The organism is Pseudomonas sp. NBRC 100443 (genome assembly GCF_030268185.1).
GTDB lineage: Bacteria > Pseudomonadota > Gammaproteobacteria > Pseudomonadales > Pseudomonadaceae > Pseudomonas > Pseudomonas citronellolis.
The window spans coordinates 20,190-45,651 of record NZ_BSQE01000002.1; the positions used below are offsets into that span (position 1 = coordinate 20,190).

The window sequence follows — 25,462 nt, forward strand, 5'->3', positions numbered from 1 at the left end:
ACTGCATGCGCCGTGAATCCTTGTTGCTGGCCGGCTGCCTGCTGTTCGGCGCCGGCCAGGGCTGGGCGGTGGAGAACGGCGCCGGTTTCTACCTGCTCGGTTCCCGCGGCCCCATGGCCGGGGTACTGCCGCCGCCGGGGCTGTACCTGCAGAACGACTTCTACCGCTACAGCGGCAGCGCCGGGGCGAGCCGGGACTTCCCCCTCAACGGCAAGGTGGTGGCCGGCATCGACGTGGAAACCTGGCTGGCAATGCCGACGCTGCTCTGGTCCACGCCTGCGCAACTGCTTGGCGGCAACCTGGGGCTGTCCTGGAGCCAGCCCCTGGGCGGGCCCGGCCTCGACGTCGACGCCGAGCTGACCGGGCCCCAGGGCGGGCGCTTCGCCAGCGACGTGCACGCCTCCAACTACACCTACGGCGACCCGGTGCTGGCGGCCTTCCTCGGCTGGCACCGCGGCAACTTCCACTGGCAGGGCGGGGTGTCGCTGAACGTGCCGGCCGGCGACTACGACGACCAGGCCCTGGCCAACCTCGCCTTCCACCACTGGGGCGCCGACCCCTTCGCCGCGCTGACCTGGTTCGACCCGGCCATCGGCCTGGACCTGTCCGTCGCCGCCGGCGTCACCGTCAACGCCGCCAACCCCGCCACCGACTACCGCAGCGGCAACGAGGCGCACCTGGAGTGGGCCGCCGAGCAGCACTTCGGCCCGCGCTTCTCCGCCGGCCTGGTCGGCTACCACTACCGCCAGCTGACTGGCGACAGCGGCCGCGGCGCCAGTCTCGGGCCTTTCCGGGGCCGCGCCCGGGCCCTGGGCGCGACCCTGGCCTGGAACTTTCCCGGCGCGCGGCCCTGGTCGCTGCGCCTGAAGGCCTACAAGGAGCAGGGCACCTACAACCGCCTGGAAGGCCACGCCGCCTACCTGACGCTTTCCGTGCCCCTGGCTTCGTTCTGACGCACGGATGGGGCCGCACCAGTTCCAACCCAGAGCAAGGAATTCATGATGAAAGCCACACGCACGATGCTGTCCGCGCTGAGCGTGGCCGTCGCCCTGGCCGCCGGCCACTGCCTGGCCGCGCCGAGCTATGCCGACCCGCAGGTCAGCCTGGTGATGACGCCGCAGAAGGTCGCCCAGGCCCAGGAGATCGACGCCTACAACCTGGGGGTGATGGCCTACACCTGGGGCTACCCGCTGGTGCGCCTGGAGCGGATCCTGCTCGAGTACATCGACGTGCCGGCGAACAAGCCGCCTACCAGCTACCGCGGGCCGCTGAACCAGATCGGCTGGGCCACGGCGCTGTCCACCCCGGCGGACAAGGACATGCCCACCGCCAACAACGACACCCTGTACATGAGCGCGGTGGTCAAGCTGGACGAGCCCTACGTGCTGAGCGTGCCGGACACCGCCGACCGCTACTACGTGATCAACGTCTTCGACATGTACCACGACCTGGAGCACTACATCGGCCGTCGCGCCACCGGCACTGGTGCCGGGCGCTTCGCCCTGGTGCCGCCGGGCTGGGAGGGCAGCCTGCCGGCAGGCGTCAAGGCGCTGCCGGTGAGCACCGACAAGGTCTGGCTGTGGGGCCGCGTGCACATCCGCCAGGGCGAGGACCTGGCGCCGGTGCTGGCGCTGCAGAAGCAGTTCGACCTGCGCCCGCTGAGCCAGCTGGGCAAGGCCGGCTACGTGCCGGCGAAGCAAAGCCTGCCGGCGCTGCCGTCGATCGATGGCGACGAGCTGGGCTTCTTCACCCACCTGGGCTACGCCATGCAGCACAACCGCATAAAGACCGTGGACCAGGCGCTGGTGGGGCAACTGGCGCGCATCGGCCTCACCCCCGAGCACGGCTTCGACCGCAGCAAGCTGACCGCCGAGCAGCTGCGCGGGCTCAAGCGCGCCCTGGCCGACGGCCAACTAGTGGCGGGCAAGGCCACCATGACCTCCACCGTGCTGCGCAATGGCTGGAACGTGGCCCTGGTCAAGGCGTTCGGCTACGACTACCCGGGCCGCTCGGTCATGGCCGGCGCCTACCTGGGCGGCAACCTGGCGGAGGAGGCGGTCTACCCGATCCGCTTCACCGACGAGCAGGGCAAGCCGCTCAACGGCGAGACCCCGTACCGCTTGACCTTCGCCAAGGCGCCGCCGGTGGGGGCATTCTGGTCGCTGACGATCTACAACGCCGGCGACAAGATGCTGGTGGACAACCCCATCGGCCGCTACAAGGTCGGCTCGGACACCCCGGGCCTGCAGGTCGCGGCGGACGGCTCGATCAGTATCCCCATCCAGCACGCCCAGCCGGCCGGCGCAGGCAAGGCCAACTGGCTGCCGGCGCCCAAGGGCGACTTCTACCTGCTGCTGCGCCTGTACCAGCCGGACGCCAGCATCCTCGATGGCAGCTACGCGCTGCCGCAAGTGACCCGCGCCCGCTAGCGGCGCGGTGGATCGCGGACGGAGTCCGCTCCTACAAAGAGGAATGCCGGGCTTCACGGCGACCTGTAGGCGCGGGCCTTACCCGCGATTTCGCGCGCAGGGCGCGCTCCTACATGGGAATGGCGCGGGTGGGGCGGCGTAGGCGCAACTGTTATGCGCCCCGCGCCGAGATGCGGCGGATAACCGCGAACGGTTATGCGCCCTACGAACTTGCCGGTTGACGCTGAACCACCCGACCGCTCCGAACGGCCCCCTCTCCCGCTTGCGGGAGAGGGCTGGGGAGAGGGCGCTCTTCCGCGAGTCTTTTCGTAGGAGCGAGCTTACAGGGAGGAATACCGTGCTTCATGGCGACCTGTAGGAGCGGGCCCTGCCCGCGATTCGCGCGCAGGGCGCGCTCCTACAACGGAATGGCGTGGGTGGGGTTGCGTAGGGGCGGATCTCATCCGCGAACCACGCCGGAGGTTCCGGCTAATCGCGGACAAGGTCCGCTCCTACGGGGGAGGAATACCGTGCTTCACGGCGACCTGTAGGAGCGGGCCCTGCCCGCGATTCGCGCGCAGGGCGCGCTCCTACAACGGAATGGCGTGGGTGGGGTTGCGTAGGAGCGGATCTCATCCGCGAACCGCGCCGGATCGTCCGGCTATCGCGGACAAGGTCCGCTTACCGCATGAGCGAGCATGGCTTTCGTAGGATGGTGTTGAGCGAAGCGATACCCATCACCGCAACCGCATGGGTTTCGCCAAGGCTCAACCCATCCTACGAAAAGCGTCTCGGCGCGGCCGGCAAGACAGTTGCTCCTACGAAGAGCACTGGAGGCGCCATGGTTCGGGTGGCCCGGGCCACAAAAAAAATGGCGACCCGAAGGTCGCCCAAAACCACAGGTGCTGCTGCTCAGCGAACCCCGTCGCTGCGCAGGGCAGCCGGGGTGAATTTGGCGGCGGAGGAGGGCTCGCCGAAGCGGATCCAGCTCTTCTCCTGGTTCATCATGCCGCTGACCGCGTAACGGCCGGAGATCAGGTCATACAGGGATTCCAGGGCGTACCAGGGCACCTGCTGCTTGTAGTCCTGGGTCAGCATGGCCTCGCCTACGCGCCACAGCTGGCCGCGGCCGTCGTACTGGTCGGACAGGGCGATGCTCCAGGAGTCCTCGTCGACGTAGAAGCGGCGCTTGGCGTAGATGTGCCGCTCGCCCTGCTTCAGGTTGGCTTCCACCACCCAGACGCGGTGCAGCTCGTAGCGCGCCAGGTCCTGGTTGATGTGGCCGGCCTTGAGGATCTCGTCGTACTTGTGCTTGGGCGAGGCCAGCTCGTAGTTGTTGTAGGGGATGTAGATTTCCTTCTTGCCCACCAGCTTCCAGTCGTAGCGGTTGGGCGCGCCGTTGTACATGTCCAGGCCGTCGGAGGTGCGCAGGCCGTCCACCTCGGTGGTCGGGCTGTCGTAGGCCACCTGCGGTGCGCGGCGCACGCGGCGCTGGCCGGCGTTGTACTGCCAGGCCATGCGCGGTTCCTTTACCTGGTCCAGGGAGTCGTGCACCAGCAGCACGTTGCCGGCCAGGCGTGCCGGCTCGGTGACCCGCGACTTGTAGTAGTACAGGAGGTTTTCCGCGTCCTTGGGATCCAGGTCGGCCATGCCCTTGGGCACCGCCAGGTCTTCCTCGTAGCGGATGGCGGTGAAGCTGCCGTTGGTCTGCGGCGCGGCGGTGACCGAGGCGCGCAGGATGTTCACGCCGCGGAAGCGGGTGATGTGGTTCCACACCACTTCCAGGCCGTCCTTGGGAATCGGGAAGGCCACCCAGCGGCTGTCGGCGAAGCCCTGCAGGCCGTTGCCGCCCTGCACCAGGCTGGTCTTCAGCGCGCTGGTCTTGGCCGCCTGGTAGATGAAGTCCGGGACCACGGTGCTGCGGTGGCTCGGGTAGACGTTCATCTTGTAGTCGGGGTAGCGCTTGAACATCGCCAACTGGCCTTCGGACAGCTTGGCCTTGTACTGCTCGACGTTCTGCGCGGTGATGGTGAACAGCGGCTTCTCGCCGGCGAAGGGGTTGCCGGGGAAGCCCTTGGCATCCACCGCGGCGGCGTTCTGCGCCAGGCCGCCGGTCCAGGCCGGGATGCTGCCGTCGGCGTTGCCGGCCTTTTCCGCGCCCAGCGGGGTGAGGCTTGCGCCCAGCTTGGCGGCTTCGTCCGGGGACACCGCGGCCAGCACGCTGCCGGCCAGCAGGGACAGGGTGAATGCGCCGATCACTCGTAGTGCTTTGTTCATCGTTGAGTCCTCGCGGATCAGAAGTTCACGCCGACACTGAACGCGAGGAAATCGCGGTCGATCAGGGTGTTGTAGTCGCCGCCGAAGAAGTTGGTGTACGACAGGCTGGCGGTGTAGGTGTTGCGGTAGTCGGCATCCAGGCCGAGGCTGATGGCCTTGGCGCCTTCGTTGAAGGTCGGGCCGTAGCCTTCCACGTCGTGGGACCAGGCGATGTTCGGTTTCAGGTTGATGCCGGCGATGGCGTTGCCGTAGTCGAGGATGCCGCGGGCGCGGTAGCCCCAGGAGGTGTTGGTGTAGAAGCCGTGGGTGTTGCCCGGCGCCCACTGGCCGTACTCGGGGGAGCGGCCGTAGCGCATGGAGCTGGTGGGTTCCAGGTCGCTCAGCTGGGTCAGGCCCAGTTCGCCCACCAGGGTCAGGCGGTCGGCGCCCATCACCTGTTCGAAGAAGTGGGTGAAGGTGGTCTGCACCTGGGTCATCGGCTTGCGTTCGTAGCCGCGGTTGATGCCGCCGGGCACGTTGGGCATGGTCGGCGAGCTGGTCGCCGCGATCGGGTTGAGCACCGCCAGGGAGACGTCCGGGGTGTTGATCTGCAGCGGCATGTTCGGCCGGTAGCTGATCTCGCCGTTCCAGGCGGTGCCGGTGGGCAGGCTGGTGGCGAAGCTCAGGCCGTAGAGGCGGATGTCCTCGGGGTACTCGATGAAGTAGTTGCTGTTGCCCAGCACGGTGCTCAGGGCCATGCCCTGGACCACCGAGGAGCAACCCGGGCGGCCACCGCAGGCGGCGCCGGTGGCGGCCAGGATGCGCCCCAGCGAGGCCAGGGTGGCGCCGTTGGCGGTCTGGCTGCTGTAGTAGGGGTTGCGGCTGTGGTAGTTCATGGCGTAGGCGCCGTACTCGACGTCGTCGGTCATCCAGCGCAGGGCCAGGCCCCACTGGCCGCTGTCGCCCGGCTCGCGGTCGCCGCTGCGCGGCAGGATCACCCCTTCGTCGTTGGCGATGAAGCCCTGGCCTGCGGCCGCGGCGATGGGCTCGAACTGCGCCATCAGCGAGCCGAAGCCGGGCGCGGCGTTGTTGGCGTTGTTCAGGTTGCAGCCGTGGGGGACCACGTCGGTGCCGAAGAAGGTGCCGCAGTTGTCCAGTACCGTCTTCTCCCACTTGAGCTGGTAGAAGCCCTCGACGGACAGGCTGTCGGTCACGCTCTGCGACAGGTAGAACATGTTCACCGGCAGCAGCGCTTCCTTGATCTCGGCGCCGGGGCGGCGGATGGCGGAAACGTCGATGGGGTTGATGCTGTTGATGCTGTTGGGGATGAAGGTGCTCTCGCCCCAGCTCACCACCTGCTTGCCCAGGCGCACGCTGCCCGGCAGGTTCTTGATGTCGTAGTTGTGGTAGACGAAGGCATCGAGCAGCTGCGCGCCGGAGGAGCGGGCGCCCTTGTCGCGGCCGTCGTCGCTGATGTCCTTGAACGGCCGGCTCTCGTCCTTGAGCTCGAAGTCGTACCAGTACTTGCCGCGGACGAACAGGCCGGTGTCGCCGTATTTCAGCTCCAGGTCGTGGATGCCCTTGAACAGCTTGGAGAAGGTCTCGCCCTTCTCGAAGTTCACGCGGCCGTCGTCGGTGGTGTGGGTGGCGATGTTGCCGCCGTTGTTGTAGCCGATGAAGTCCTGGTGGGGGCTCTGGGTACTCCAGCTGGCGCCCAGGGACAGGGAGGAATCGAACTGCCCCTCGATCTCGCCGATGTTGAAGTTGACCGCCTTGGCAGGGGCGGCCACGCCCAGGGCGACGGCCAGCGCGAGCAGCTGCGGTTGGAAGAATCCAGGTCTTGTTATTGTTCTCATGAAACGCTCCAGTGCAGGGGGTGGAAGACTGCAGGCACAAGCTATGTGGAGCGCCGGGGGCGGATAAGCGCGCGAAAGTACGAGTGGCGCATCGGAAGAAGGTATGAGTCGCGCTGTGGCGCGGGTTCCAGCGGGGTCCAGCAATACGCTGAATGGTCCTTCATTCACTGGCTCGGTGAGATGTGGGAGTTGTCTGAAGGAATTCCGCGGGGCAACGCGCGCACCGGGCCAGGGCCCGGTGCGTCAGGAGGTCGGAAGGGCGCCCGCGGGCGTGCGGATCAGATGAGGTAGCCGCCGTCCACCGCCAGGCTGATGCCGGTGGTGTAGCTGGAGGCGTCGCTGGCCAGGTAGAGCACGGCGCCGGCCATTTCCTCGGGGTTGGCCACGCGCTTGAGCGGCACCCGCTGCAGGATGCCGTCGAGCACCGCCTGGTTCTGCACCAGGGCGGCGGCGAACTTGGTGTCGGTGGGCCCCGGCAGCAGCGCGTTGCAGCGGATGCCGAAGGGCGCGCATTCCTTGGCGAAGACCTTGGTCATGCTGATCACCGCGGCCTTGGTCACCGAGTAGATGCCCTGCAGCTCGCCGGGGGTGATGCCGTTCACCGAGGCGACGTTGACGATGCTGCCGCCGCCTTGCGCCTGCATCAGCTTGCCGGCTTCCACCGACATGTAGAAGTAGCCGCGGATGTTGACGTCCACGGTCTTCTGGAAGGCGGCGACGTCGGTGTCCAGCACGTTGCCGTACTGCGGATTGGTGGCGGCGTTGTTGACCAGGATGTCGAGGCGCCCGAAGCGTTCGCGGATCCAGGCGAAGGTGGCCTGGATCTGCTCCGGCTCGCCGATGTGGCAGGCCACGGCGCTGGCCTTGCCGCCGGCGGCCTGGATGGCCTCGGCCACCGCCTGGCAGCCCTCCAGCCGGCGGCTGGATACGATGACCTGGGCGCCCTGGCGGGCCAGCAGGTGGGCGATGGCTTCGCCGATGCCGCGGCTGGCGCCGGAAACGAAGGCGACCTTGCCGCTGAGGTCGAAGGGGGCGGGTGTGGACATGGGCTGCTCCGGGAACGGTTGCGAAAGGGGCCGGCCACCGCCCCCGGTCGGATCAGGAGGCGCGTCTAGGGGTGGGGCCGGCCAGGCGAGCATAGGCAGCGGGGCGGAGCGGCGGTATCGCCCGGAAGTGCGATCAGGATGATGAATGGGGATGATGGGCCGGCGCGTGGCGAGCCGGCCCCGGGTGGCGCCTCAGGCCTGTTCGCGGGCCGGCAGCATGGCGCGCAGCACGCCGTCGCGGCGCACGTGGTGGTGCCAGATGGCCGCGGCGGCGTGGCCGAGGATGAGGGCGAAGAGCAGGTACTGGGCGGTGACGTGGAAGGCCTTGGCCGCCTCGCGCGCGGCATCGGACAGCGGTAGCGGCGGGATTTCCACGAGCCAGAACAGGTTCACCGGGCGCTTGCCGAACAGCAGGCCGGTGAGCGGCATGAGGATCAGCAACGCATAGAGCAGGGCATGGCCGGCCTTGGCGGCCAGCAGCTTGAGGCGCTCGTCGGCCGGCAGCAGCTGCGGCGCGCCATGGCGGGCGCGGACCAGCAGGCGGGTGACGGTCAGGGCCAGGACGGTCAGGCCCAGGGACTTGTGCAGGGTGAACACCCCGCCGACGCCGCCGAGCAGGCCGGCGAACAGGTCCTTGCCGTAGGGCAGGGCGATGATGGCCAGCACCAGGAGGGCGCTGAGCCAGTGCAGGGTGATCTGGGCGGGGGTGTAGCGGGCTTGGGTCACGGGGGTTCCTCTTTGCGGACGCCGGCCTTGCCGAGGGGGCTTGGGGCGGGTCGTTTTTTCGTGGGAGCCGGGGAGGGTAACCGAAGGGGCTGGCTGTTATGGGGAGGAAGGCGTTGCAATTTGTTGTGGGGGGGTGAGAGCGCCCTCTCCCCAGCCCTCTCCCGCAAGCGGGAGAGGGAGCCGTTCGGAGCGGTCGGATAGTTCAGCGTCAACCGGCAAGTGCGTAGGGCGCATAACCGTTCGCGGTTATCCGCCGCATCTCGGCGCGGGGCAGGACAGTTGCGCCTACGCCGCCCAACCCACGCCATTCCCCTGTAGGAGCGCGCCCTGCGCGCGAAATCGTGGGCAGGGCCCGCTTACCTTCCAGGAAGCACGGCTTTTCGTAGGATGGTGTTGAGCGAAGCGATACCCATCACCCCGACCGCATGGGTTTCGCCAAGGCTCAACCCATCCTACGAAGAGCGCCTCGGCGCAGCTCCCATGCAGGAGCGCGCCCTGCGCGCGAAATCGCGGGAGCGCTAGAACCCACTCTCGCGCATGAACACCGCCGCCAGGTGCATCAACCCATCCGCCAGCAGGCTGCGGCGCTGGCCTTCGATCTGCAGGTGGCCGCGGGTTTCGTGGAGGTTCGGTGGGGCTTCGTCCAGCTGCACCAGCACGTGGAACAGCGGGCTGCTGGGCACCAGTTGGTCGCCGTGGGGTTGCACCGCCAGGGGGCCGCCGTGGCGGGAGGCGAGGGCCGGTTGGCCCAGTTGGCCGATGCGCGTGGTGCCTATCTGCAGGACCTTGCCGGTGATCGCCCGGGGCACGCCCTCGGGGTAGAAGCGCACCGCGCTGCCTTTGCCCAGGCGCTGGACTTCGTCGGGGCCGACGTAGGCGTCCACCTGCCAGCTGTGTGGGTCGATCAGTACGCCCAGGGGCTCGCGGGTGCCTATCCATTGGCCGCCGCGCCAGTCCGGGTTCAGGTCCAGCCACTGGCCGGCGAAGGGCGCCTGCAGGTTCAGCCGGGCGATTTCCGAGCGGGCGGCGCGGGCTTCCTGGAATTGCACGCCGTAGCGCTGGCGGGTGGCGGCTTCCTCGGCCAGGCCGCCGGGGTCGGCCAGCAGGCCGGCCAGGCGGGCGCGGTAGCCTTGCATGCTGGCTTCGTTGCCGGCCAGGCGGAGGGTGATGTCCGGCTGGTCGAGCACCACCAGGGTCTGCCCGGCCTGCACCGGGCCGGCCTTACGCACTTGCTGCAACAGCGCCGGGAAGGGTGCGTAGAGGCGCACCTGGTGCTCGGCGCGGGCCAGGCCCACGGCGTGGATCTGGCTGCGCCAGGGCACCGCGACCAGCAGCAGGGCGGCTGCCAGCAGGAGGAGGAAGAGATGGCGGCGGCCGCGGCGCACTTCGCCGCGGTGTTGCCACCAGTGTTTCAGTTCGCGCCAGATCGGCTGCACGATGAACCAGGAGATTTCCACGGCGAAGAGAAAGATCCCGAGCAGTTTGAAGAAGAACAGGTAGACGGTCACCGCGATGCCCAGGAACAGCACCAGGCGGTACACCCAGGTGATCATGGCGAAGGCCACCAGCAGGCGCCGCTGGCGTACCGGGAAGGCTTCCGGCCAGGCTTCGTCGAGCCCCAGCAGGTTGCGCCGCAGGGTGACCTTGGCCAGGGCCGTGGCGCGCTCGTGCAGGTTGGGGAAGTCGAGCAGGTCGGAGAGGATGAAGTAGCCGTCGAAGCGCATGAAGGGGCTGGCGTTCAGCGCCAGGGACAGCGCCCAGCTGGTGGTGGCCAGGTACAGCAGGGCGTTGCGCAGCGGGCCCGGGTCGCTCAGCGCCCAGCCCAGGGTGGCCAGCCCGGCCAGGCCCAGCTCGGTGAGGATGCCGGCGCTGGCGATGGCCAGGCGTTGTTTCGAACTGCGCAGCTTCCAGCTCTCGCCGGTGTCGGTGTAGAGCATCGGCCACATCACCACGAAGGCGATGCCCATGTGCGCCACCTTCAGCCCCAGGCGCGTAGCCACCAGGGCGTGGCCCAGTTCGTGGAGTGTCTTGGCCACCACCAGGGCCAGGGCGAAGCTGAGCAGGCCCTCGGTGGAGAAGGATTCCACCACGTCGTGGCGGAAGGTGTCCCACTGGTGCGCCACCAGGACGATGCCGAGCAGGCCCAGGCCCACCACCAGCACGCCCATGAAGGGGTGGAACAGCCAGCCCAGGGCGCCGGCCAGGCGCCGCAGGTGGCGTTGCGGGTGCAGCAGCGGGATGCGGAAGAACAGGTAGTGGTGCAGCCACCATTTCCAGGTCAGGAACTGGTTGCCCTCGCTGGCCTCGCGCAGGCGTTCCAGGGCCTGGGCGCCGGGGCGCACCAGCTGGTGGCGTTCGAGGAAGGCGCGAAAGCCCAGCACCTGCTCGACGTCGGGCTTGAGCGCGGTCTGCTCGGCGATGTCTTCGGCGATGCGCCGCGGCGTCTGCTCCCAGCGCAGCAGGCATTCGAACTCCAGCCAGCCGATGCGGAAGAAGCGGTTGGTGACGTTGTCGTGGATCACCCAGGCCGGCTCGCCGTCGGCATTGCTGCCGGCCTCGGCGATGTCGAGGTCGTCGCGCAGCGGCGGCGTGGGCAGGTCTTCGGCGGCGGCGTCCATCACCAGCCGGTCCAGGCGCGGGCGGCGGCCAGCGGCCGGCGCAGCAGGTAGTAGCCCAGCGGCACGCGCTCGCCGTAGAGCTTGGCGGTGCCGTGCAGGCCCAGGCGGGCGTGGGCCGGGGCGCCCTCGACGCTGGCCAGCAGGCGGTAGGAGGCCACGCCGTCGTCGCCCGGGCGCGCCTCGTAGCTGGTTTCGAGGATTTCCCCGTGCAGCGGCGAGAGCGGGTAGGCGGTGAGGAACAGGGTGACCGGCGCGCCGCTGTCCAGGGCGATGGCGTCGGCCACCGGCAGCTGGATGCGCATGCCCGGCTGGCGGGGATCGGCGACCTGGAGGATGCGCTCGCCGGTGACCACCGGTTTGCCCAGCCAGTCGTTGGGGTCGCTGTACACCGCCACCCCGGCGCGCGGCGAGAGCACCGTGGTGCGCGCCAGTTGCGCCTGCACCGCGGCCAGTTCGGCGCGGCGTTGCCGCGCGGTGCCGTTGAGCACCGCCAGCTCGCCCTTGCTCTGCGGGTTGTCGAAGGCGCGCTGGCTGGCGGCCAGCAGCTCGGCGTCGGCCACCGCGACTTCCTTGGCCAGCACTTCGGCGCGGCTGCGCAGGGTGGTTTCGTCGAGGGCGAACAGCGGGGTGCCGACCTCGACGCTCTGGTTCGGCCGCACCAGCATGCGGGCGATCACCCCGTCGATCGGCGAGCTGATCACCTGGGCATTGCGCGACACCACTTCGGCCGGGGCCAGCGCGGTCTGCCGCACCGGCACCAGCAGCATCACCGCCAGCACCGCAACGCCCAGCAACAGCTGGCGCCGGCTGGGGCGCCAGAAGCGCAGCGAGCGCGGCTTGCCGAAGGCGGCCCAGCAGTGCGCCCAGGTCTGGAACACGCCCTGCAGCAGGTTCTCCACCGAGGGCGCCGGGGCTTCGTCGAGGAGGAACACCAGCAGCCCCAGGCGCTGGCCGTGGCGGTCATGCAGGGGGATGACCCAGAGCCCGCTGGGCCACCACTCGGCCCAGCCTTCGGCGATGTCCTCGGGCACTTCCAGGGATTCGCGGGGCAGCCAGCGCGGCGCCGCGTCCGCCACTTGGCCGCTCAGCCAGCGCCCGGCGCGGCGCAGCCAGACCAGGTAGGGCGAGTCCTCGGTGGGCCGCGCAAGGCCGGAGATGCACAGCAGCTCCAGCTGCTGGCCGTGCTGGGCCAGCACCAGCGCCTGGTGGAAGCGCAGCAGGGCGTAGAGGTCGTTGGCCATGGAGAAGGCCAGGGCGTTAAGCGACTCCGCGGCCAGGGCGCGGTCGCGCAGGTTGGCCAGGCTCAGCAGCAGCTGGGGTGGCGGAAACATCTCGCTCATGGCTGCCTACTCTTGCGCGTCGGGGAAGCGCGCGGTACCGCTCATGCCCGCGATCAGTTCAGGATAGGCCGCATCCAGGCGCGCCTCCAGCTCGACGGTCTGGGCCACGGCGTCGACCCGCGCGTTGATGGCGCTGACCTTGGCCGGGTAGCGCTTGCCGGTCTCGTGGATTTCCACTTCCACCGGCATGCCGGGCTTGAGCTGCGGCAGCAGGGTGGAGGGCACGTTCAGGCGCACCTTGAGGGCGCCGTCGCTGACCAGGTCGAACAGCGGCGCGCCGGCCTGCACGGTCTGGTACGGCTTGACGTAGACCTTGGCCACGCGCCCGGCGAAGGGCGCCTGCACCTGGCAGTAGCCGGCCTGGGCGCGGGCCAGGGTGAGGGCGCCCTCGGCCTTGCTCACCTCGGTGGTGGCCATGGCCACTTCCAGCTCGCCGGCGGCGTCGAGCTTCTGCAGGTTGCGCTTGGCCGCCAGGTTCTGCCGGGCCATGCCCAGCTCGGCGGCGGCGACCTTGGCGCGGGCCTGCACCTCGACGCACTGGAGCTGGGCCAGCAGGGCGTCCTTGCCGACCTTCTGGCCGAGGCTGGCCTTGAGTTCGCCGAGGGTGCCGTTCATCTGGCTGGACAGGGTGGTCTCCAGGTCCGATACCAGCAGCACGCGGATGGCGTTGGGTTCGTCGCTGGCGGCTGGCGGCGGGAGAGTGGGATCGCCGTCGGCGGCGAAGGCCGACGGCAGCAGGGCGAGGAACAACAGCGGCAGGAACGACAGGCAGGACTTACGGCTGTGCGGCATTGGCGCTTCCTTCGTGGCTGCTGGAGGGGGCGTTGCTGGAGAGGTTGCTGCCAGAGAGACTGCTGCTGGCGGTGAGCAGGTTGCTGCCGCTCTCCTGTTCGAGGGTGCGCTGGATTTCCCGGGCCAGGGTCTTCACGTCGTGGTTTTCCACCTTGTCCGGCAGCACGGCGAAGCCCACCGAGTTGTACAGCCGGCCCCAGGCGGCCTGGGCGTCGGAGTAGGCGGCCTCGCGCTGGTAGCGCGAGAGCAGGTAGCGGCCCTCGGCGCGGATCAGTTCCAGCTCGGTGCCCAGGGCGGCGCTGCGGGCCTTCTGCGCGTAGTCCAGCAGGCTCTTGTCGACGCGCAGGCTGTCGTCGGCGAATTCCACTTCCTGGCGCGCCAGCTGGTAGCGCAGCAGGCCGACGCGGACCTGGGTGAGGATGGCCATGGACAGCGCGGTGCGGCGCATGTCGTCGGTCTTGGCCTGGGTCTGCTGGGCGGTATTCAGCGCCGGGTACTGCAGCAGGCGCAGCAGGTTGATGGAGACCTGCACGCCGGTCTCGTTCCAGTGGTTGTTGTACAGGTACTTGTTGGAGTCGTACTGGTAGCCGTAGTTGACGCTGACGTTGGGCCACAGCTGGGCCTTGGCGATCTTCAGGTCGTTCTCGTCGACGCGCTTGCGGTACCACTCCTCCATGATTTCCGGGCGGTGCTGCAGCGACAGCTGCTCCAGTCTCTCGACGTTGCTGGTGACCAGCGGCAGCGGCGGCTCGCTGGTGTCGGCCAGGAGCATCTTCGAGTTCGGCGGCAGCGACATCAGCGCGGCCAGTTCGGCGCGGGCGAACTCCAGGTCCTGGCGGCGCACGGTGAGCATGTACACCGAGTCGAGCAGGGCGCGCTGGTAGGCGAGGATGTCCTGGCGCGGCAGCAGGCCCTGGTTCTCGGCCTCGCGGGCGGCGGTGAGGGCGCGGTGGGTGCGCATCAACAGGTTGTCCACCTCCGGCAGCAGGCGCTGGGCGCCCAGGGCCCGCCAGTAGGCGTTGCGCACGTCCTGCATGACGTTCTGCGCCACGCGCTCGCGGCGTTCCTCGGCCATGTGGATCTGGTCGGCCTTCTGCTGGGTGCGGTAGTAGGCCACGCCGAAGTCCAGCAGGCTCCAGGACAGGCCCAGGCTGTCGATGTCGCGGTAGCGCTCCTCGGAGGTGGACGGACGCAGGGACACCTGGCGGTCCTGGATGCCGATGGAGGTGCCGCCGGAGTCGTTGTTGCGCCCGGCGTAGCCGGCCGAGGCCACCAGGCGCGGCAGCATCTCGTGGGCGGTGACGTCGCGCAGGTCGGCGGCCAGGGCGCTTTCCAGCAGCTTCAGGCGGTAGTCGAGGTTGTATTTCAGGGCTCGCGCCGCGGCCTCGTAGAAGGTGATGGGCGCGTTCACCGGCTCCTGCTCGCGGTACATGCGCGCCTGGTCGTCGATGACGCGCTGGCGCATCTGCTGTTCGTCGTAGGGTTTGGACTCCATCAGCGAGGAGCAGGCGCCAAGCACGGTGCTGACGGCGATGATGGCACTCAAGGCCTTGAGGCGTTGTCCCGGCATAAGCATTCCTTGTTCAATGCGTGTTTTTTTCTGTCGATCCCGATTCAATTCGCGCTCCCCCTGCGTTGCGCGGCTTCGCGCAGCTGTTGGCGGAAGCCGCGGGCGGTCTGCGCGGGCTTCTCGGCGGCCGGTACCAGGTCGCTGGCGCGCGGCGCCCAGAGCGAGGGCTCGCTGAGCAGGCCGTCGGCGCTGAGGTTGGCGCGGCCGTGGCGGCCGTCGATCCAGGCCCTTTCCCGTTCGCTGGCTTCGCGGCTCTCGGCCACCGCCTGGGCCACGTACTGGCCGGGCACCAGGCCCAGGCCCGCGCCGATCGAGTCCACCTCGACCTCGGGGGTGAGGAACAGGTCGGCGCGGTTGCCGTCGACGTGCCACATGGATTGCATGAGGCGCTGCTCGATGCTCTCGACTTCCGGCAGCACGAAGATCGCCGGCTCCAGGCCCAGGCCGGGGGCATTGCGCTGGCCGTCGCCGGGGCGCTGGCCGAAGTAGGGGCCGGCCGGCGGCTGGATGTAGGGCGAGGCGATCTCCAGGGTGATGGTCAGCTCGGCCTGGTCGGTGGCGCCGGCGAGGTCGGCGACGGTGTAGGTGAAGACGTCCTGCAGCACCCGGCCCAGGCCGGCGGCGGCGAGCACCTCGGGGTTGGTCTGGTCGATGCTGTAGGTGTAGCTGCCGTCGGCATTGAGGGTGAGGAAGCCGTAGCGCCCGGCCAGCACCTGGCCGACGCTGCCGGCCGCGCCGCTGGCGTTTTCCGCGCCGACGCGCACGCCGACTACGCTCAGGCGGTCGCCGCCGTCCACGTCGCTGTCGTTGGGCAGCACGTTGCCGCTGGCCTGGGGCGCGACCACCTGGTCGCTGGCGGTGTTGCTGTCGTTGCGCGCCACCGGGTTGTCGTCGGCGCCCTGGATGGTCACGGTCAGGCGCGCATCGGAGGTAGCGCCGGCGGTGTCGCGCATGCGGTAGGTGAAGACTTCGCGCAGGGTCTCGCCGGCGGTGCGCAGGGCCTGCACCACCGGGTCCGCGTTGTTCACCTCGTAGCGGTAGCTGCCGTCGGCGTTGAGCAGCAGCACACCGTAGCGCCCGGCAAGACGTTGCCCGGCCTGGGCCTGCTGGCCGTTCTCGCCGCTGAAGAAGATCACTTGCCTGGTCTCGCCGTATTGCACGCCGTCGACGTCGCTGTCGTTGTCCAGCACGTTGCCGGTGGGGTCCACCCCCGGGGTGCCGTTGTTCACTCCGCCAGCCTCCACGGCGATGGCGGCGTCGTCCTGGGCGATGGGGGTGTCGTTGCGGCCGTCGATGGTGATGGTCAGCACGCCGTTGCTGGTGGCGTCCCAGATGTCGGTGACCTGGTAGGTGAAGCGTTCCACCAGGGTCTGGCCGCTGACGCGCAGGGCCTGCACCGCTGCCAGGCTGTTGTCCAGGATGTAGCTCCAGCTGCCGTCGGCGTTGATCCGCAGGTCGCCGTACTGGCCGCGCAGGGTCTGCCCGGCCGCGGCGGCGTCGCCGGGCAGGGGGCGGTCGCCGCTCCAGAACGCGAGGATGGTCATCTGTTCCGGGAACAGGTCGATGGTGTCCGGGTCGTGGTCGTTGTCCAGCACGTTGCCGCCGGGGTCGCTGCCCGGCGTGGCGTTGTTCAGGCCGCCGGCCTCCACCGCGGTGCCCTGGTCGGGCGCGGTGATCGGCGGCTGGTCCTGGCCGCGGATGACGATGTTCAGGGTGGCGGTGTCGCTCAGCCCGCCGTCGTCGGTCACCTGGTAGGTGAACTGCTCGATGACGAAGCCCAGCGGGCCGAGGGCGATGATGACGTCGTTGCTGGAGTCGACCACGTACTGGTAGCTGCCGTCGGCGCCGATGGTCAGGGTGCCGTACTGGCCGACCAGCACCTGGCCGTTGGCCTGGGTGGTGCCGCCGGGCACGCCGGTCAGCGCCGGGTTGTCGCCTTCGGCGCCCAGGCCGATGCCCGTCAGCGTCTTGTGGTCGCCGGCGTCGACATCGGTGTCGTTGGGCAGCACGTTGCCGATCGGATTGCTGCCGCCATTGCCGTCGTCGTCGGTGGCCACGGCGAAGTCCAGGTCGTCGTGGGCCACCGGCGCGTCCCAGGCGCCCTGGATGGTGATGCGGATCTGCGCCTGGGAGGTGGCCCCGGCGGTGTCGTGCATCTGGTAGGTGAAGACTTCGCTGAGGCTCTCGCCGGCCTTCAGTGCCTGCACCGCGGCCAGGCCGTTGTTGACCGTGTAGACGTAGTTGCCGTTGGCGTCGATGCTCAGGCTGCCGTAGCTGCCGGCCACCGAGGTGTTGCCGGCGCCGACCTGGACGAAGCTCCCGCCGGCGGCCAGGGCGCCGGTCCGCAGGCCATCGACGGTCTTGCCGTCGCCGCCATCGACGTCGGTGTCGTTGAGCAGGGCGTTGCCGCTGGGGTCGGTGCCCGGGGTGCCGTTGTCGGTGCCGCCAGCCTCGACGGCGATGGGGGCGTCTTCGCTGGCGATGGGGGTGTCGTTGCGGCCGTGGATCACCACGCTGAAGGTGGCGGTGACGGTCTTGCCGTTACCGTCGCTGACGCTGTACTGGAATACCTCGGTCAGGCGCTCGGCGTCGGTGCGCAGGGCCTGAACGGCGGCATTGTTGTTGTCGATCACGTAGCTGTAGTTGCCCTGGGCGTCGAGCACCAGGCTGCCGTAGTTGCCCGCCAGGCTCTGGCCGACGGTGCCGTTGGCGCCGGTGGGGCTGACGATGGCGGTGATGGTCAGGGTATCGCCGTCCGGGTCGCTGTAGGACGTGGCGATGTTGCCGCTGGGGTCCAGGCCCGCGGTGGCGTTGTTCAGGCCGCCGGCCTCGATGGCATCGACAGTCACCGGGTTGATCTGTGGCGGGTCGTTGACCCCGGTGACGGTGATCACCAGTTGCGCCTGGTCGGTCAGCCCGCCGCTGTCATGGATCTGGTAGGTGACGATCACCTCCAGGCTTTCGCCGGCGCCCAGGGCGCGGATGTCCGGGTTGGCGCTGTTGACGAAGAAGCTGTAGCTGCCGTCGGCGCTCAGGCTGAGCTGGCCGAAGTTGCCGTTGATCAGGCTGCCGTTGGCCAGGCGTGCCACTTCGGTGGTCAGGCTCACCGAGCCGCTGGCCGGCACCGCGGTGAAGCTGCCTCCGGCGCTTTCCAGGCCGCTGCGCACGCCGTCGACCTTGAGCACGTCGGCGTTGGGCTGGTCGAGGTTGTCGACGTCGGTATCGGTGCCGACGCCGGCAGCGCCGGTGATCACGTTGCCGCTGGCGTTCACCGGCGCCGGGCTGCCGTCGCTGGCGCCGGCGCTGGCGCTGCCCTGGTCGTCGACCGCCAGCGGGGCGTCGTTGGCGCCCTGGATGGTGATGGTCAGGGTGGTGATGGCGCTCAGGCCGCCGGCGTCGGTGACCTGGTAGGTGAAGATTTCGGTGAGTGTCTGGCCGGGGGACAGCGCCTGCACCGCCGGGCTGTCGTTGTCGATCACATAGCGGTAGCTGCCGTCGGCGTTGAGCGTCAGGCTGCCGAAAGCGGTCTGTATCACCGCCGGCTGGCCGCTGGCGACCGGAATCACGCGCCCGCCACCCGGGCCGTCGTAGCGGGCCAGGCTGACCGTCTTGGTCTCGCCCAGGGCCACCGAGTCGACGTCGGTATCGTTGCTCAGCACGTTGCCGGTGGCGTCCTGGCCGGCGGTACCGTTCAGGGTGCCGCCGGCCTCGATGGCGATACCGGTGTCGGGCGCGGCCACCGGCGTGTCGTTGGCGCCGTGGATGTTGATCTGCAGCACGGCGCTGCTGGTCAGGCCGCCGCTGTCGACCAGGTCGTAGTCGAAGAAGTCGCTGAGGCGGTCGTTGGCGGTGCGTAGCGCCTGCACCGTCGGGTTGCTGTTGTCGACGATGTACTGGTAGCCGCCGTTGGCGTTGATCAGCAGGGTGCCGTAGCGCCCCTGGATGCTGATGACGCCGCTGGACGGCAGGTCCAGCCCGGCGGGGTTGGCGTTGCTGGCGATGTGGGTGACGCTGAGGAAGTCGTTGTTGGTCTGGATGTCGACGTCGGTGTCGTTGGCCAGCACGTTGCCGGTGGGGTTGGTGCCGGGGCTGGCGTTGTTGGAGCCGCCGGCCTCCACGGCGATGGCGATGTCGTTGTTGGCTTGAGGCGCGTCGTTCACCGGGTCGATGACGATGTTCACCGTGTCGGTGTCGCTCAGGGCATCGTCCAGGTTCTCGCCGGGGATGCCGTCGCCGTCCTTGTCGCCGAAGTTGCCCTGGTCGTTGGTGACCATGGTCAGGGTTTCGCTGTCGCGGAAGGTGTTGAAGTCCTGGTCGCCCTTGTAATAGAGCTGGCCGAGCAGGATGTTGAGCTGTTGCAGGGTGCCGCTCAGCACCAGGGTGCGCCCGGCGCCGGTGGGCGGCGTGGCATCGGCGGCGGGCGGCGTGGCCGACTGCCAGAGCACGCCGTGCTGCACGCTCAGGGTGATGCTCATGATGCCGTCGGCGTTGCCGGCGTTGACGTCCACGTCGCTGGTGACCAGGCCGACGATGTGCAGCACCGTGTCTTCCGTGCCGTGCTGGTCGGTGACGGTGTTGATCGGCGCCTCGTTGAGGTGCACGTAGCCCGAATCGGCGGTGCCGGTGGCGCCTTCGCCCAGGGCGAGGCTCACCGTGCCCAGCCCGGCGGCGCTGGTGCCGGTGTCGGTGTCGATGCGGATGTGGAAGCGGTTGTTGGCCGCCAATTGATAGTCCTGCGGCACGGCGATCAGGTAGTTGCCGGCGGGCAGGATGGCGAACTGGTAGATGCCGCCGTTGGCGGTGACGGTATTGAACACGCGGTCGTCGGCGGTGCCGAACTGGCCGTCGGCGCCGGCCCAGGTCAGCTGTACGGCCACGCCGTCCAGGCCCGGGCCGTCTGGGGTGGCGATACTGGTGGCGGACCGGCTGTCGTTCCATAGGGTGCCCTGGACCACGCCCATGCCCGCGCCCTCGCTGAGGACGTAGTTGTTCAGCCCGCTGGCGCCATCCTGGCCGTTGCGTTCGCCATCGGTGCTGCCGCCGCTGCCGGGCAGGGAGCCGCCCCAGCCGGTGTTTTCGAAGTCCGTCGGCAGGCTGGTCCAGGTGAGCACCGCGGCGCTGCTGGCGTCGTCGGCGATCACGCCGTTGGGTAGGGTGACGCTGTAGATCACCTGCACCTGGTCGTTGGGGGCGAGCCGGGCGAAGTCCACCGAAATGGCGCTGCCGTCGCTGAAGGCGACGCCTTCCGGCAGGTTGGCCAGGTTCAGCGCCACGCCGTTGAGCAGGATGCCCTGCACCTGGTAGTTGCTGCCGTTGGGGAACTGGTCCTGCAGGTGGATGTTGTAGGCCGGCACGCTGCCGTTCTGGGTGAAGCTGACCGAGACGGTGGTATCTGTGGTGTTTCCGGCGCCGGGCTGGATGTCGATGACGTGCTTGTCCAGCCCGGCCAGGCTGGGCTCCACCACGGTTTCGAAGAGGGTGTCGCTCTTGCCGCGGTCGACCCCGCCGTCCAGGCCGACGTGTTCGTGGGCGCTCACGCCGAGCTGCTTGCCGGCCTGGTTGCCGCTGACATTGGTGACGCGCACGTTGAACTCGAGGACCACCCCTTCGAGGTCGCTGTCGTTGGCCTCGGTGTTGGTCAGGTTGCCCAGGTTGAAGGTCACCGTCTGGCTGCCGTCGGCGTTGGTGACGATGTCCAGGCGGCCGCCGCTGGCGTCGAACCGGCCGACGGGCACGGTGCCGCCGAGGCTGGCGCTGATCGGCTGGGCCACGTCGCTGGCCTCGTTGCCGTTCATCCATAGCTGGCCGTTGCTGGTCAGGGTGATGTCGCTGGACAGACCGTTGAGGTTGCTCGAGACCAGGGCGATGAGGATGTTGTTGAGGTCGGCGGGGATGAATTCCAGGCCGGCGGCCAGTTCGATGCGGACCTGGTAGTTGGGGTTGTCGCCGGTGGGCACCAGCACCGCCACGCGGTAGCGGATCACTTCGCCCACCGCCACCTGTTCGTCGAGGGCCGCGGTGTTGGTGCCGCCGGCATCGCTGGGCGGCGGGGTGTCCTGCATGCCGCCGACGCGGGAGATCTGGATGCCGTTGGCCACCGGGATCAGCAGCGGCGAGATGACCCGGTAGTCGTTCAGGGTGCCGCCCCCGAGCAGGCCGTCGTCGCCGCTGCGCTCGCCGTTGGCGGTGTCGGTGGCGCTACTGCTGCCGTCGAGGCTGGTCCAGCGCACTTCGGCGTTGTTCGGAATGGCCGCCTCGCCGGCGGCGCTGGCGTTGACCACGCCGCTCAGGCTGATGACGATGCTGCCGCCGTTGGCGATGTCGATATTGGCGCCGCCGGCGCTGACCAACTGGCCGTTGAGGATGACGAAGCCGGGCCCGCCATTGTTGGTCGCGCCACCGTTGTAGGTCACGTTGGTGATGGTCAGGCCGTCGATTTCCGTCGGCAGCAGGTCGAGCAGGCTGAGGTCGAAGGCATCGGTGCCGGAGTTGTTGGCGATGGTGATGTCGAAGCTGATGGTGTCGCCCTGGTCGTAGCCGCCAAGGCCGCCGCTGGAGGTGATCTGCTGGGTCACCGTGAGCGTCGGCTCGACGATGGCCACGCCGGGCTGCTGGGCGCTGGCCACGGTGCGGTCGAGGGCGGTGGCGCCGTTGGGGGCGTCGCCGTCCGGGTCGCTGTAGACCAGTTGCGCGCCGTTGTTCAGGCTGACCCCGGCCTGGTTGCCCGGCACGTTGCTGGCCACCAGCACCAGGCGGATGACGAAGGCATTGTTGCCGGTGTTGTTGTCGGCCGTGGCGCCGGCAGTGCTGAACACCAGGCGCATGTCGCCGCCGTCGCTGCCGTCGGCGCTGAAGCTGGAGACGCTCAGCGTGCCGTTGAAGTCCTGGCCCAGGGCGCCGCTGCCGGCCGCGGTGGTGATGATCTGGTAGCCGAGGTTGCCGTTGAAGCGCGGGTCCAGGCGCAGGCCCGGGGGGATCAGGTCGTCGATGCGCAGGTTGGCGGTGCCGCCTTCTGGCAGGGTGACGACGATGTCGTAGGTCATGCCCTCGCCGATCACCAGGTTGCTGCCGCTGGTGTGGCCGGCGCTGGAGTCGTCGTCGCTGAGGCTGCCGTCCTTGTAGTTCTTGACGAGGGTCGGCGCGGCCACCTGCTGGTTGGCGATTTCCGTCAGGTCGGTGGGGGTGAAGTCCTGGCCGCCCTCGACGCTGGCGTAGTTGGTCAACGCGGCGCTGCTCTGCAGGGTGCGCGAGGCGAGGATGGCGTTGTCGACGGTGACGTCGTAGGTGATCACCACCAGGTTGGCGCCGGAGAGGTCGTTGGCCGTGCCGCTGCGCCCGGCCAGCAGGGTCGCCTGGCCATTGGCGTCGAGGAAGGTGATGGTGTTGCCGCTGATGCTGTAGTCGGTGCCGAGCGCCAGCAGCGTGCCGTCGCCACGGTAGACCTGCAGGTTGGCCGCGCCCAGGCTGCCGCCGACGAAGGCCAGCCCCGGCGGCAGGGTGATGCTGGTGCTGACGTCGTAGGCGGCGCCGCCACCGCTGTTCTCGATGGCGGTGGCCAGGCGCAGGGTGTCGCCGCCGTCGATGCCGCTGACGTCGCCGTTGATCGCCGCAAGGTCGGTGACGTTGCCGCTGAAGGGCTTGCCGCCGGTACCCGGCGCCGTCCAGTTGCCGCTGGTGCCGGTGACACTGCCGTTGCTGCTGGAAACCACGCCGTGCTTGATGTCCAGCACCGGCTCGGCGATCGAGGCGATCACCGCGACATCGGAGGAGACCAGCACGTCCTTGTCGATGGTGGTGGTCTGGCTGGATTGCGCCAGCACGTCCAGCGAGCGCTGGTCGGCGAAGGGCTGGTCGCCGACGACCATGGTGAAGTGCACCTGCACCGTGCCGCCGTCGAGGCCGCCGGAGATGAAGTCGCCGAAGTCGAAGACGATCGAGTTGCCCGGGCCGGTGGTGACGCTGTCCGGCACGTCGAGAATGGTGTTGTCCGGCCCGAAGGACCACTGGCCCACGCCGCTGCCGACGCTCCAGGCGATGCCGGTAGCGTCCAGCAGCGGCAGCGGCAGGTAGGCGACGAGCTTGAAGTTCTCGTAGTCGGCCACCAGCAGGTCGTAGCTGATGGTGAAGGTGACCACGTCGCCGGGGCGCAGCTCGCCGTCGGCCGGCGGCGTGCCGCCATTCACCGTGGTCAGTTCGATGTCGACGCTGGAACTCTGGATGGTGCTGGTGGTGCTGGAACCATCGGTCTGTTCGCTGCCGAGGTTGACGGCGTCGCGTATCACGGTGGCGTTGACCGTGGCGCTGTTGCCGATGCTGTCGCCCTCGTTGAGCTGGTCGTGGGGCGGGTGGTCGGTGGTGTAGGTGGTGTCCACCGTGGCGTCGTAGGTGATGAAGGCGTGAACGGCGCCGTCCTGCACGTCGTCCCGGGCCAGGTCGCCGAACAGGGCGCCCAGGCCGGCGCCGCCCACCGCGTTGAGAATCGACTGGGCGATGTCGAAGACCAGGGTGGTGCTGCCGTCGGCGTTCTGCGTGGCGGTGTAGACCAGGGCGATGGTCTGGCTGTTGGCGCCCTGGCGGATGACCAGGGTCGGTGGGTTGGCCGTATCGAAGGTCTGGCCGTCGCCGAGCTGGTCGGTGATGGTGAAGCGGCCCTGCTGGAGGATGTTCTCGCCGAAGCCGAAGAAGTCGGAGATGGCGATGTCCATGGTGTAGCGCAGGGTGTCGCCGGGGGTCAGTCCGGGGGTGCCGACGTCGCTCTGCAGGTTCACCTGCTTGAGCAGGGTGATGGACTTGGCGACGAAGGTGATGCCCTGGCCATCGCCGGTGATGGTGAAGGGGTAGCCATCCGGGTCGGTGGGCCGGTCGCGCGGGTCGAGCGGGTTCCAGTTGCCGCTCGCGGTGGCGGTGCCGAAGGTGATGGTCACCGGGTTACCGGTGCTCGGGTCGATCACCGGGGCGCCGTTGGCGTCGATTTCCGGTACGTAGAAGCTGACCTGGGTGGTGCTGGGGCCGCTCAGGGTGTCGTAGTGGATGCTGTAGCTGCTGATGAAGACGCTCGGGTTGGCCAGGGCCACGGCGATCAGCGCCGGGTTGGTCAGCACGGTGCCGTCGTGCAGGGTCACCGAGGTCAGGGTACCGCCGGCGCCGGGGGTGATGGCGCTGACGTGGACCTGGGCGGGCACCGTCTGGGTGATGGTGACGTCGGTCAGCGTCTGGCCGTCGGCCGGGGTCACGGTGACGCTCTCGGTACGGGTGTAGTTCGGGCCGGTGACGGTCTCGCCCTCGGGCATGTCCAGCGTCTGCGTCACGCTGAGCAGAGTCGGGGTGACCACGAAGGCATGCAGCGAGCCTTCCACCCGGCTGGGGTCGAGGGTGGGGTTGTTCAGCGAATCGTTGCCGTACTCGAAGCCGCCGCGGGCGTTGATGGTCAGGTTGGGGGCGCCGTCGGAGAGGCTGGTGTCGGCCAGGTCGCTCAGGTGCGCGGTGACCTGCACGTCGATGCTCGGCTGGCCGTTGGTGACGCTGGCGTAGGGCAGCTGCAGTACCACCATCTGATCGCCCGGCTTCATGCCGACGCTGGCGGCGTTGATCACCAGGGCGTTGCCGTTGGCGTCCTTGGCCAGCGGGTGGGTGGCATTGCCGTTGGCGTCGAAGGTGACGACGAAGGACTTCACCGTCTGGCCCAGGTAGGTGGCGCTGACGAAGCTCAGGCCGTCGTCGCCGTCGCGCCCGGTGGCCGGCAGGAACAGGTCGATGTAGGGGGCGAAGCCGACCTGGGCCGAGGGGTTGCTGAAGCTGACGGTGAAGGTGACGTCGTCGCCCAGGCGCACCGCGGCCCCGCTGCCGATGCTGGTGGTGGGGTCGGCGTCGGCCAGCAGGCCCTGGAAATGGTCGAGGGTGCTGGCGGACAGGGCGATGCTCTTGTCCAGGTCGCCGTGGCGCACCTCCAGGTTCCAGTCGCCGCCGGCGGCGCTGGCGCCCGTGGCGTTGCTGGAGGCGCCGACGTCGGCGCCGGTCCATTGCGCCAGGCGGTCGACCAGGGCCTGGCCGGCGCTGCCGGCGCCCACGGCGCAACCGTAGAGCTGGATGTCGGCGCCGGCATCGAGTTCGCCGCGCCAGCTGTTCAGGGTGCTGCCGAACTGGTCGAGGTTGGCCGCGGTGAAGGTCTGGTTGCCCAGGGTGAACTGGCCGGAGGCGCCGTGGGAGAAGATCTGGATCGAGTCGACCTTGCCCAGCTGCGCCAGCGCCGCGCTGATCGCCGCCAGGGCGTCCTGGCCGGCATCCACCACCAGGGTGGTGACGTTGGCCGCGAGGTTGGCGGTCAGTTGCTCGCGGTTCTCCACACGGCTGTCCAGCACCACCAGGGTGCGCGGCTGGCCCGGGGCCTTGGCCGCGGCGGCGTCCGGGGTGCTGGGGGTGTGGCTGGCGTCGCTCTGGTCGGCGTGGTCGCTGGCGTGGTGCTGCTGGTCGGCCGCGGAGGCGGCGGCGCCGTCGAAGAGAATCCTGGGTTCCAGGGCCAGGGCCTGGCTACGGGGCCGGAACGCAGCGATCGGACGGCTTGGTTTCGACATGTCCATACGAATTCCCACATCAGAAATCAGCGATCGAAAAACAACGCCCGGACTTCTAACGCGAGCTTTTCCCTGGCCATTAGCCTAGTCAGGAATCGTGGATTTGCTCAGTTTTGTTACATCAATTTCTTAAGGAAGTTTCTGAGGTATATGCACTTGATGAATGAAGCCGCAGGTAAGTATTTCATGACCTGATGGTCATGATTCGCCAAGCGCTCTGGATCGCTTCTTCCACTGCACAACTGCGCCTCGGGAAACCGCCGTGGCCCGGATGTATTC

At 68.9% G+C, this 25,462-nt stretch carries 11 protein-coding genes; 2 read left to right on the forward strand and 9 right to left on the reverse strand.

Annotation, left to right across the window (positions count from 1 at the left end):
• Nucleotides 1-5 precede the first annotated feature (5 nt).
• Nucleotides 6-953, forward strand: coding sequence for a SphA family protein (locus tag QSJ95_RS02425; RefSeq protein WP_285639705.1), 948 nt, complete (start codon nucleotides 6-8; stop codon nucleotides 951-953).
• A gap of 48 nt (nucleotides 954-1,001) precedes the next feature.
• Nucleotides 1,002-2,429 (forward strand): DUF1254 domain-containing protein, encoded by a 1,428-nt coding sequence (locus tag QSJ95_RS02430; protein WP_285639707.1) that lies wholly within the window; start codon nucleotides 1,002-1,004, stop codon nucleotides 2,427-2,429.
• Nucleotides 2,430-3,320: 891 nt separating this feature from the next.
• On the opposite strand, the gene QSJ95_RS02435 is transcribed toward QSJ95_RS02430, so the two are convergent.
• From QSJ95_RS02435 to QSJ95_RS02475, 9 genes are all read right to left on the reverse strand, one after another.
• The gene (locus QSJ95_RS02435; RefSeq protein WP_058070913.1) at nucleotides 3,321-4,685 is read right to left on the reverse strand and encodes a DUF1329 domain-containing protein; all 1,365 of its coding nucleotides are present in this window, start codon (nucleotides 4,683-4,685) and stop codon (nucleotides 3,321-3,323) included.
• A 17-nt stretch (nucleotides 4,686-4,702) separates the two neighbouring features.
• On the reverse strand, nucleotides 4,703-6,520 hold the full coding sequence (locus QSJ95_RS02440) for a DUF1302 domain-containing protein (protein WP_009622292.1): 1,818 nt from the start codon (nucleotides 6,518-6,520) through the stop codon (nucleotides 4,703-4,705).
• A 278-nt stretch (nucleotides 6,521-6,798) separates the two neighbouring features.
• On the reverse strand, nucleotides 6,799-7,566 hold the full coding sequence (locus QSJ95_RS02445; RefSeq protein ID WP_009622290.1) for an SDR family oxidoreductase: 768 nt from the start codon (nucleotides 7,564-7,566) through the stop codon (nucleotides 6,799-6,801).
• 192 nt (nucleotides 7,567-7,758) lie between these two features.
• Nucleotides 7,759-8,292 (reverse strand): cytochrome b, encoded by a 534-nt coding sequence (locus tag QSJ95_RS02450; RefSeq protein WP_043317159.1) that lies wholly within the window; start codon nucleotides 8,290-8,292, stop codon nucleotides 7,759-7,761.
• 518 nt (nucleotides 8,293-8,810) lie between these two features.
• Nucleotides 8,811-10,910, reverse strand: coding sequence for a site-2 protease family protein (locus QSJ95_RS02455; RefSeq protein ID WP_285639718.1), 2,100 nt, complete (start codon nucleotides 10,908-10,910; stop codon nucleotides 8,811-8,813).
• Nucleotides 10,910-12,250, reverse strand: coding sequence for an efflux RND transporter periplasmic adaptor subunit (locus tag QSJ95_RS02460; RefSeq protein WP_285639720.1), 1,341 nt, complete (start codon nucleotides 12,248-12,250; stop codon nucleotides 10,910-10,912). The genes QSJ95_RS02455 and QSJ95_RS02460 overlap by 1 nt, the downstream gene beginning before the upstream one ends.
• 6 nt (nucleotides 12,251-12,256) lie before the next feature.
• Nucleotides 12,257-13,042 (reverse strand): efflux RND transporter periplasmic adaptor subunit, encoded by a 786-nt coding sequence (locus QSJ95_RS02465; protein ID WP_285639722.1) that lies wholly within the window; start codon nucleotides 13,040-13,042, stop codon nucleotides 12,257-12,259.
• Nucleotides 13,026-14,612 carry a TolC family protein gene (locus tag QSJ95_RS02470; protein WP_285639724.1) on the reverse strand — a complete coding sequence of 529 codons (1,587 nt, stop codon included), beginning with the start codon at nucleotides 14,610-14,612 and terminating at the stop codon, nucleotides 13,026-13,028. The genes QSJ95_RS02465 and QSJ95_RS02470 overlap by 17 nt, the downstream gene beginning before the upstream one ends.
• Nucleotides 14,613-14,656: 44 nt before the next feature.
• The gene (locus QSJ95_RS02475) at nucleotides 14,657-25,189 is read right to left on the reverse strand and encodes a cadherin-like domain-containing protein (protein WP_285639726.1); all 10,533 of its coding nucleotides are present in this window, start codon (nucleotides 25,187-25,189) and stop codon (nucleotides 14,657-14,659) included.
• Nucleotides 25,190-25,462: the final 273 nt, after the last annotated feature.

Excerpts from the sequence above, each read along its gene's own strand:
- QSJ95_RS02425 (WP_285639705.1), top strand. The coding sequence starts at position 6 with ATGCGCCGTGAATCCTTGTTGCTGGCCGGCTGCCTGCTGTTCGGCGCC.
- QSJ95_RS02430 (WP_285639707.1), top strand. The coding sequence starts at position 1,002 with ATGAAAGCCACACGCACGATGCTGTCCGCGCTGAGCGTGGCCGTCGCC.
- QSJ95_RS02435 (WP_058070913.1), bottom strand. The coding sequence starts at position 4,685 with ATGAACAAAGCACTACGAGTGATCGGCGCATTCACCCTGTCCCTGCTG.
- QSJ95_RS02440 (WP_009622292.1), bottom strand. The coding sequence starts at position 6,520 with ATGAGAACAATAACAAGACCTGGATTCTTCCAACCGCAGCTGCTCGCG.
- QSJ95_RS02445 (WP_009622290.1), bottom strand. The coding sequence starts at position 7,566 with ATGTCCACACCCGCCCCCTTCGACCTCAGCGGCAAGGTCGCCTTCGTT.
- QSJ95_RS02455 (WP_285639718.1), bottom strand. The coding sequence starts at position 10,910 with ATGGACGCCGCCGCCGAAGACCTGCCCACGCCGCCGCTGCGCGACGAC.
- QSJ95_RS02460 (WP_285639720.1), bottom strand. The coding sequence starts at position 12,250 with ATGAGCGAGATGTTTCCGCCACCCCAGCTGCTGCTGAGCCTGGCCAAC.
- QSJ95_RS02465 (WP_285639722.1), bottom strand. The coding sequence starts at position 13,042 with ATGCCGCACAGCCGTAAGTCCTGCCTGTCGTTCCTGCCGCTGTTGTTC.
- QSJ95_RS02470 (WP_285639724.1), bottom strand. The coding sequence starts at position 14,612 with ATGCCGGGACAACGCCTCAAGGCCTTGAGTGCCATCATCGCCGTCAGC.
- QSJ95_RS02475 (WP_285639726.1), bottom strand. The coding sequence starts at position 25,189 with ATGGACATGTCGAAACCAAGCCGTCCGATCGCTGCGTTCCGGCCCCGT.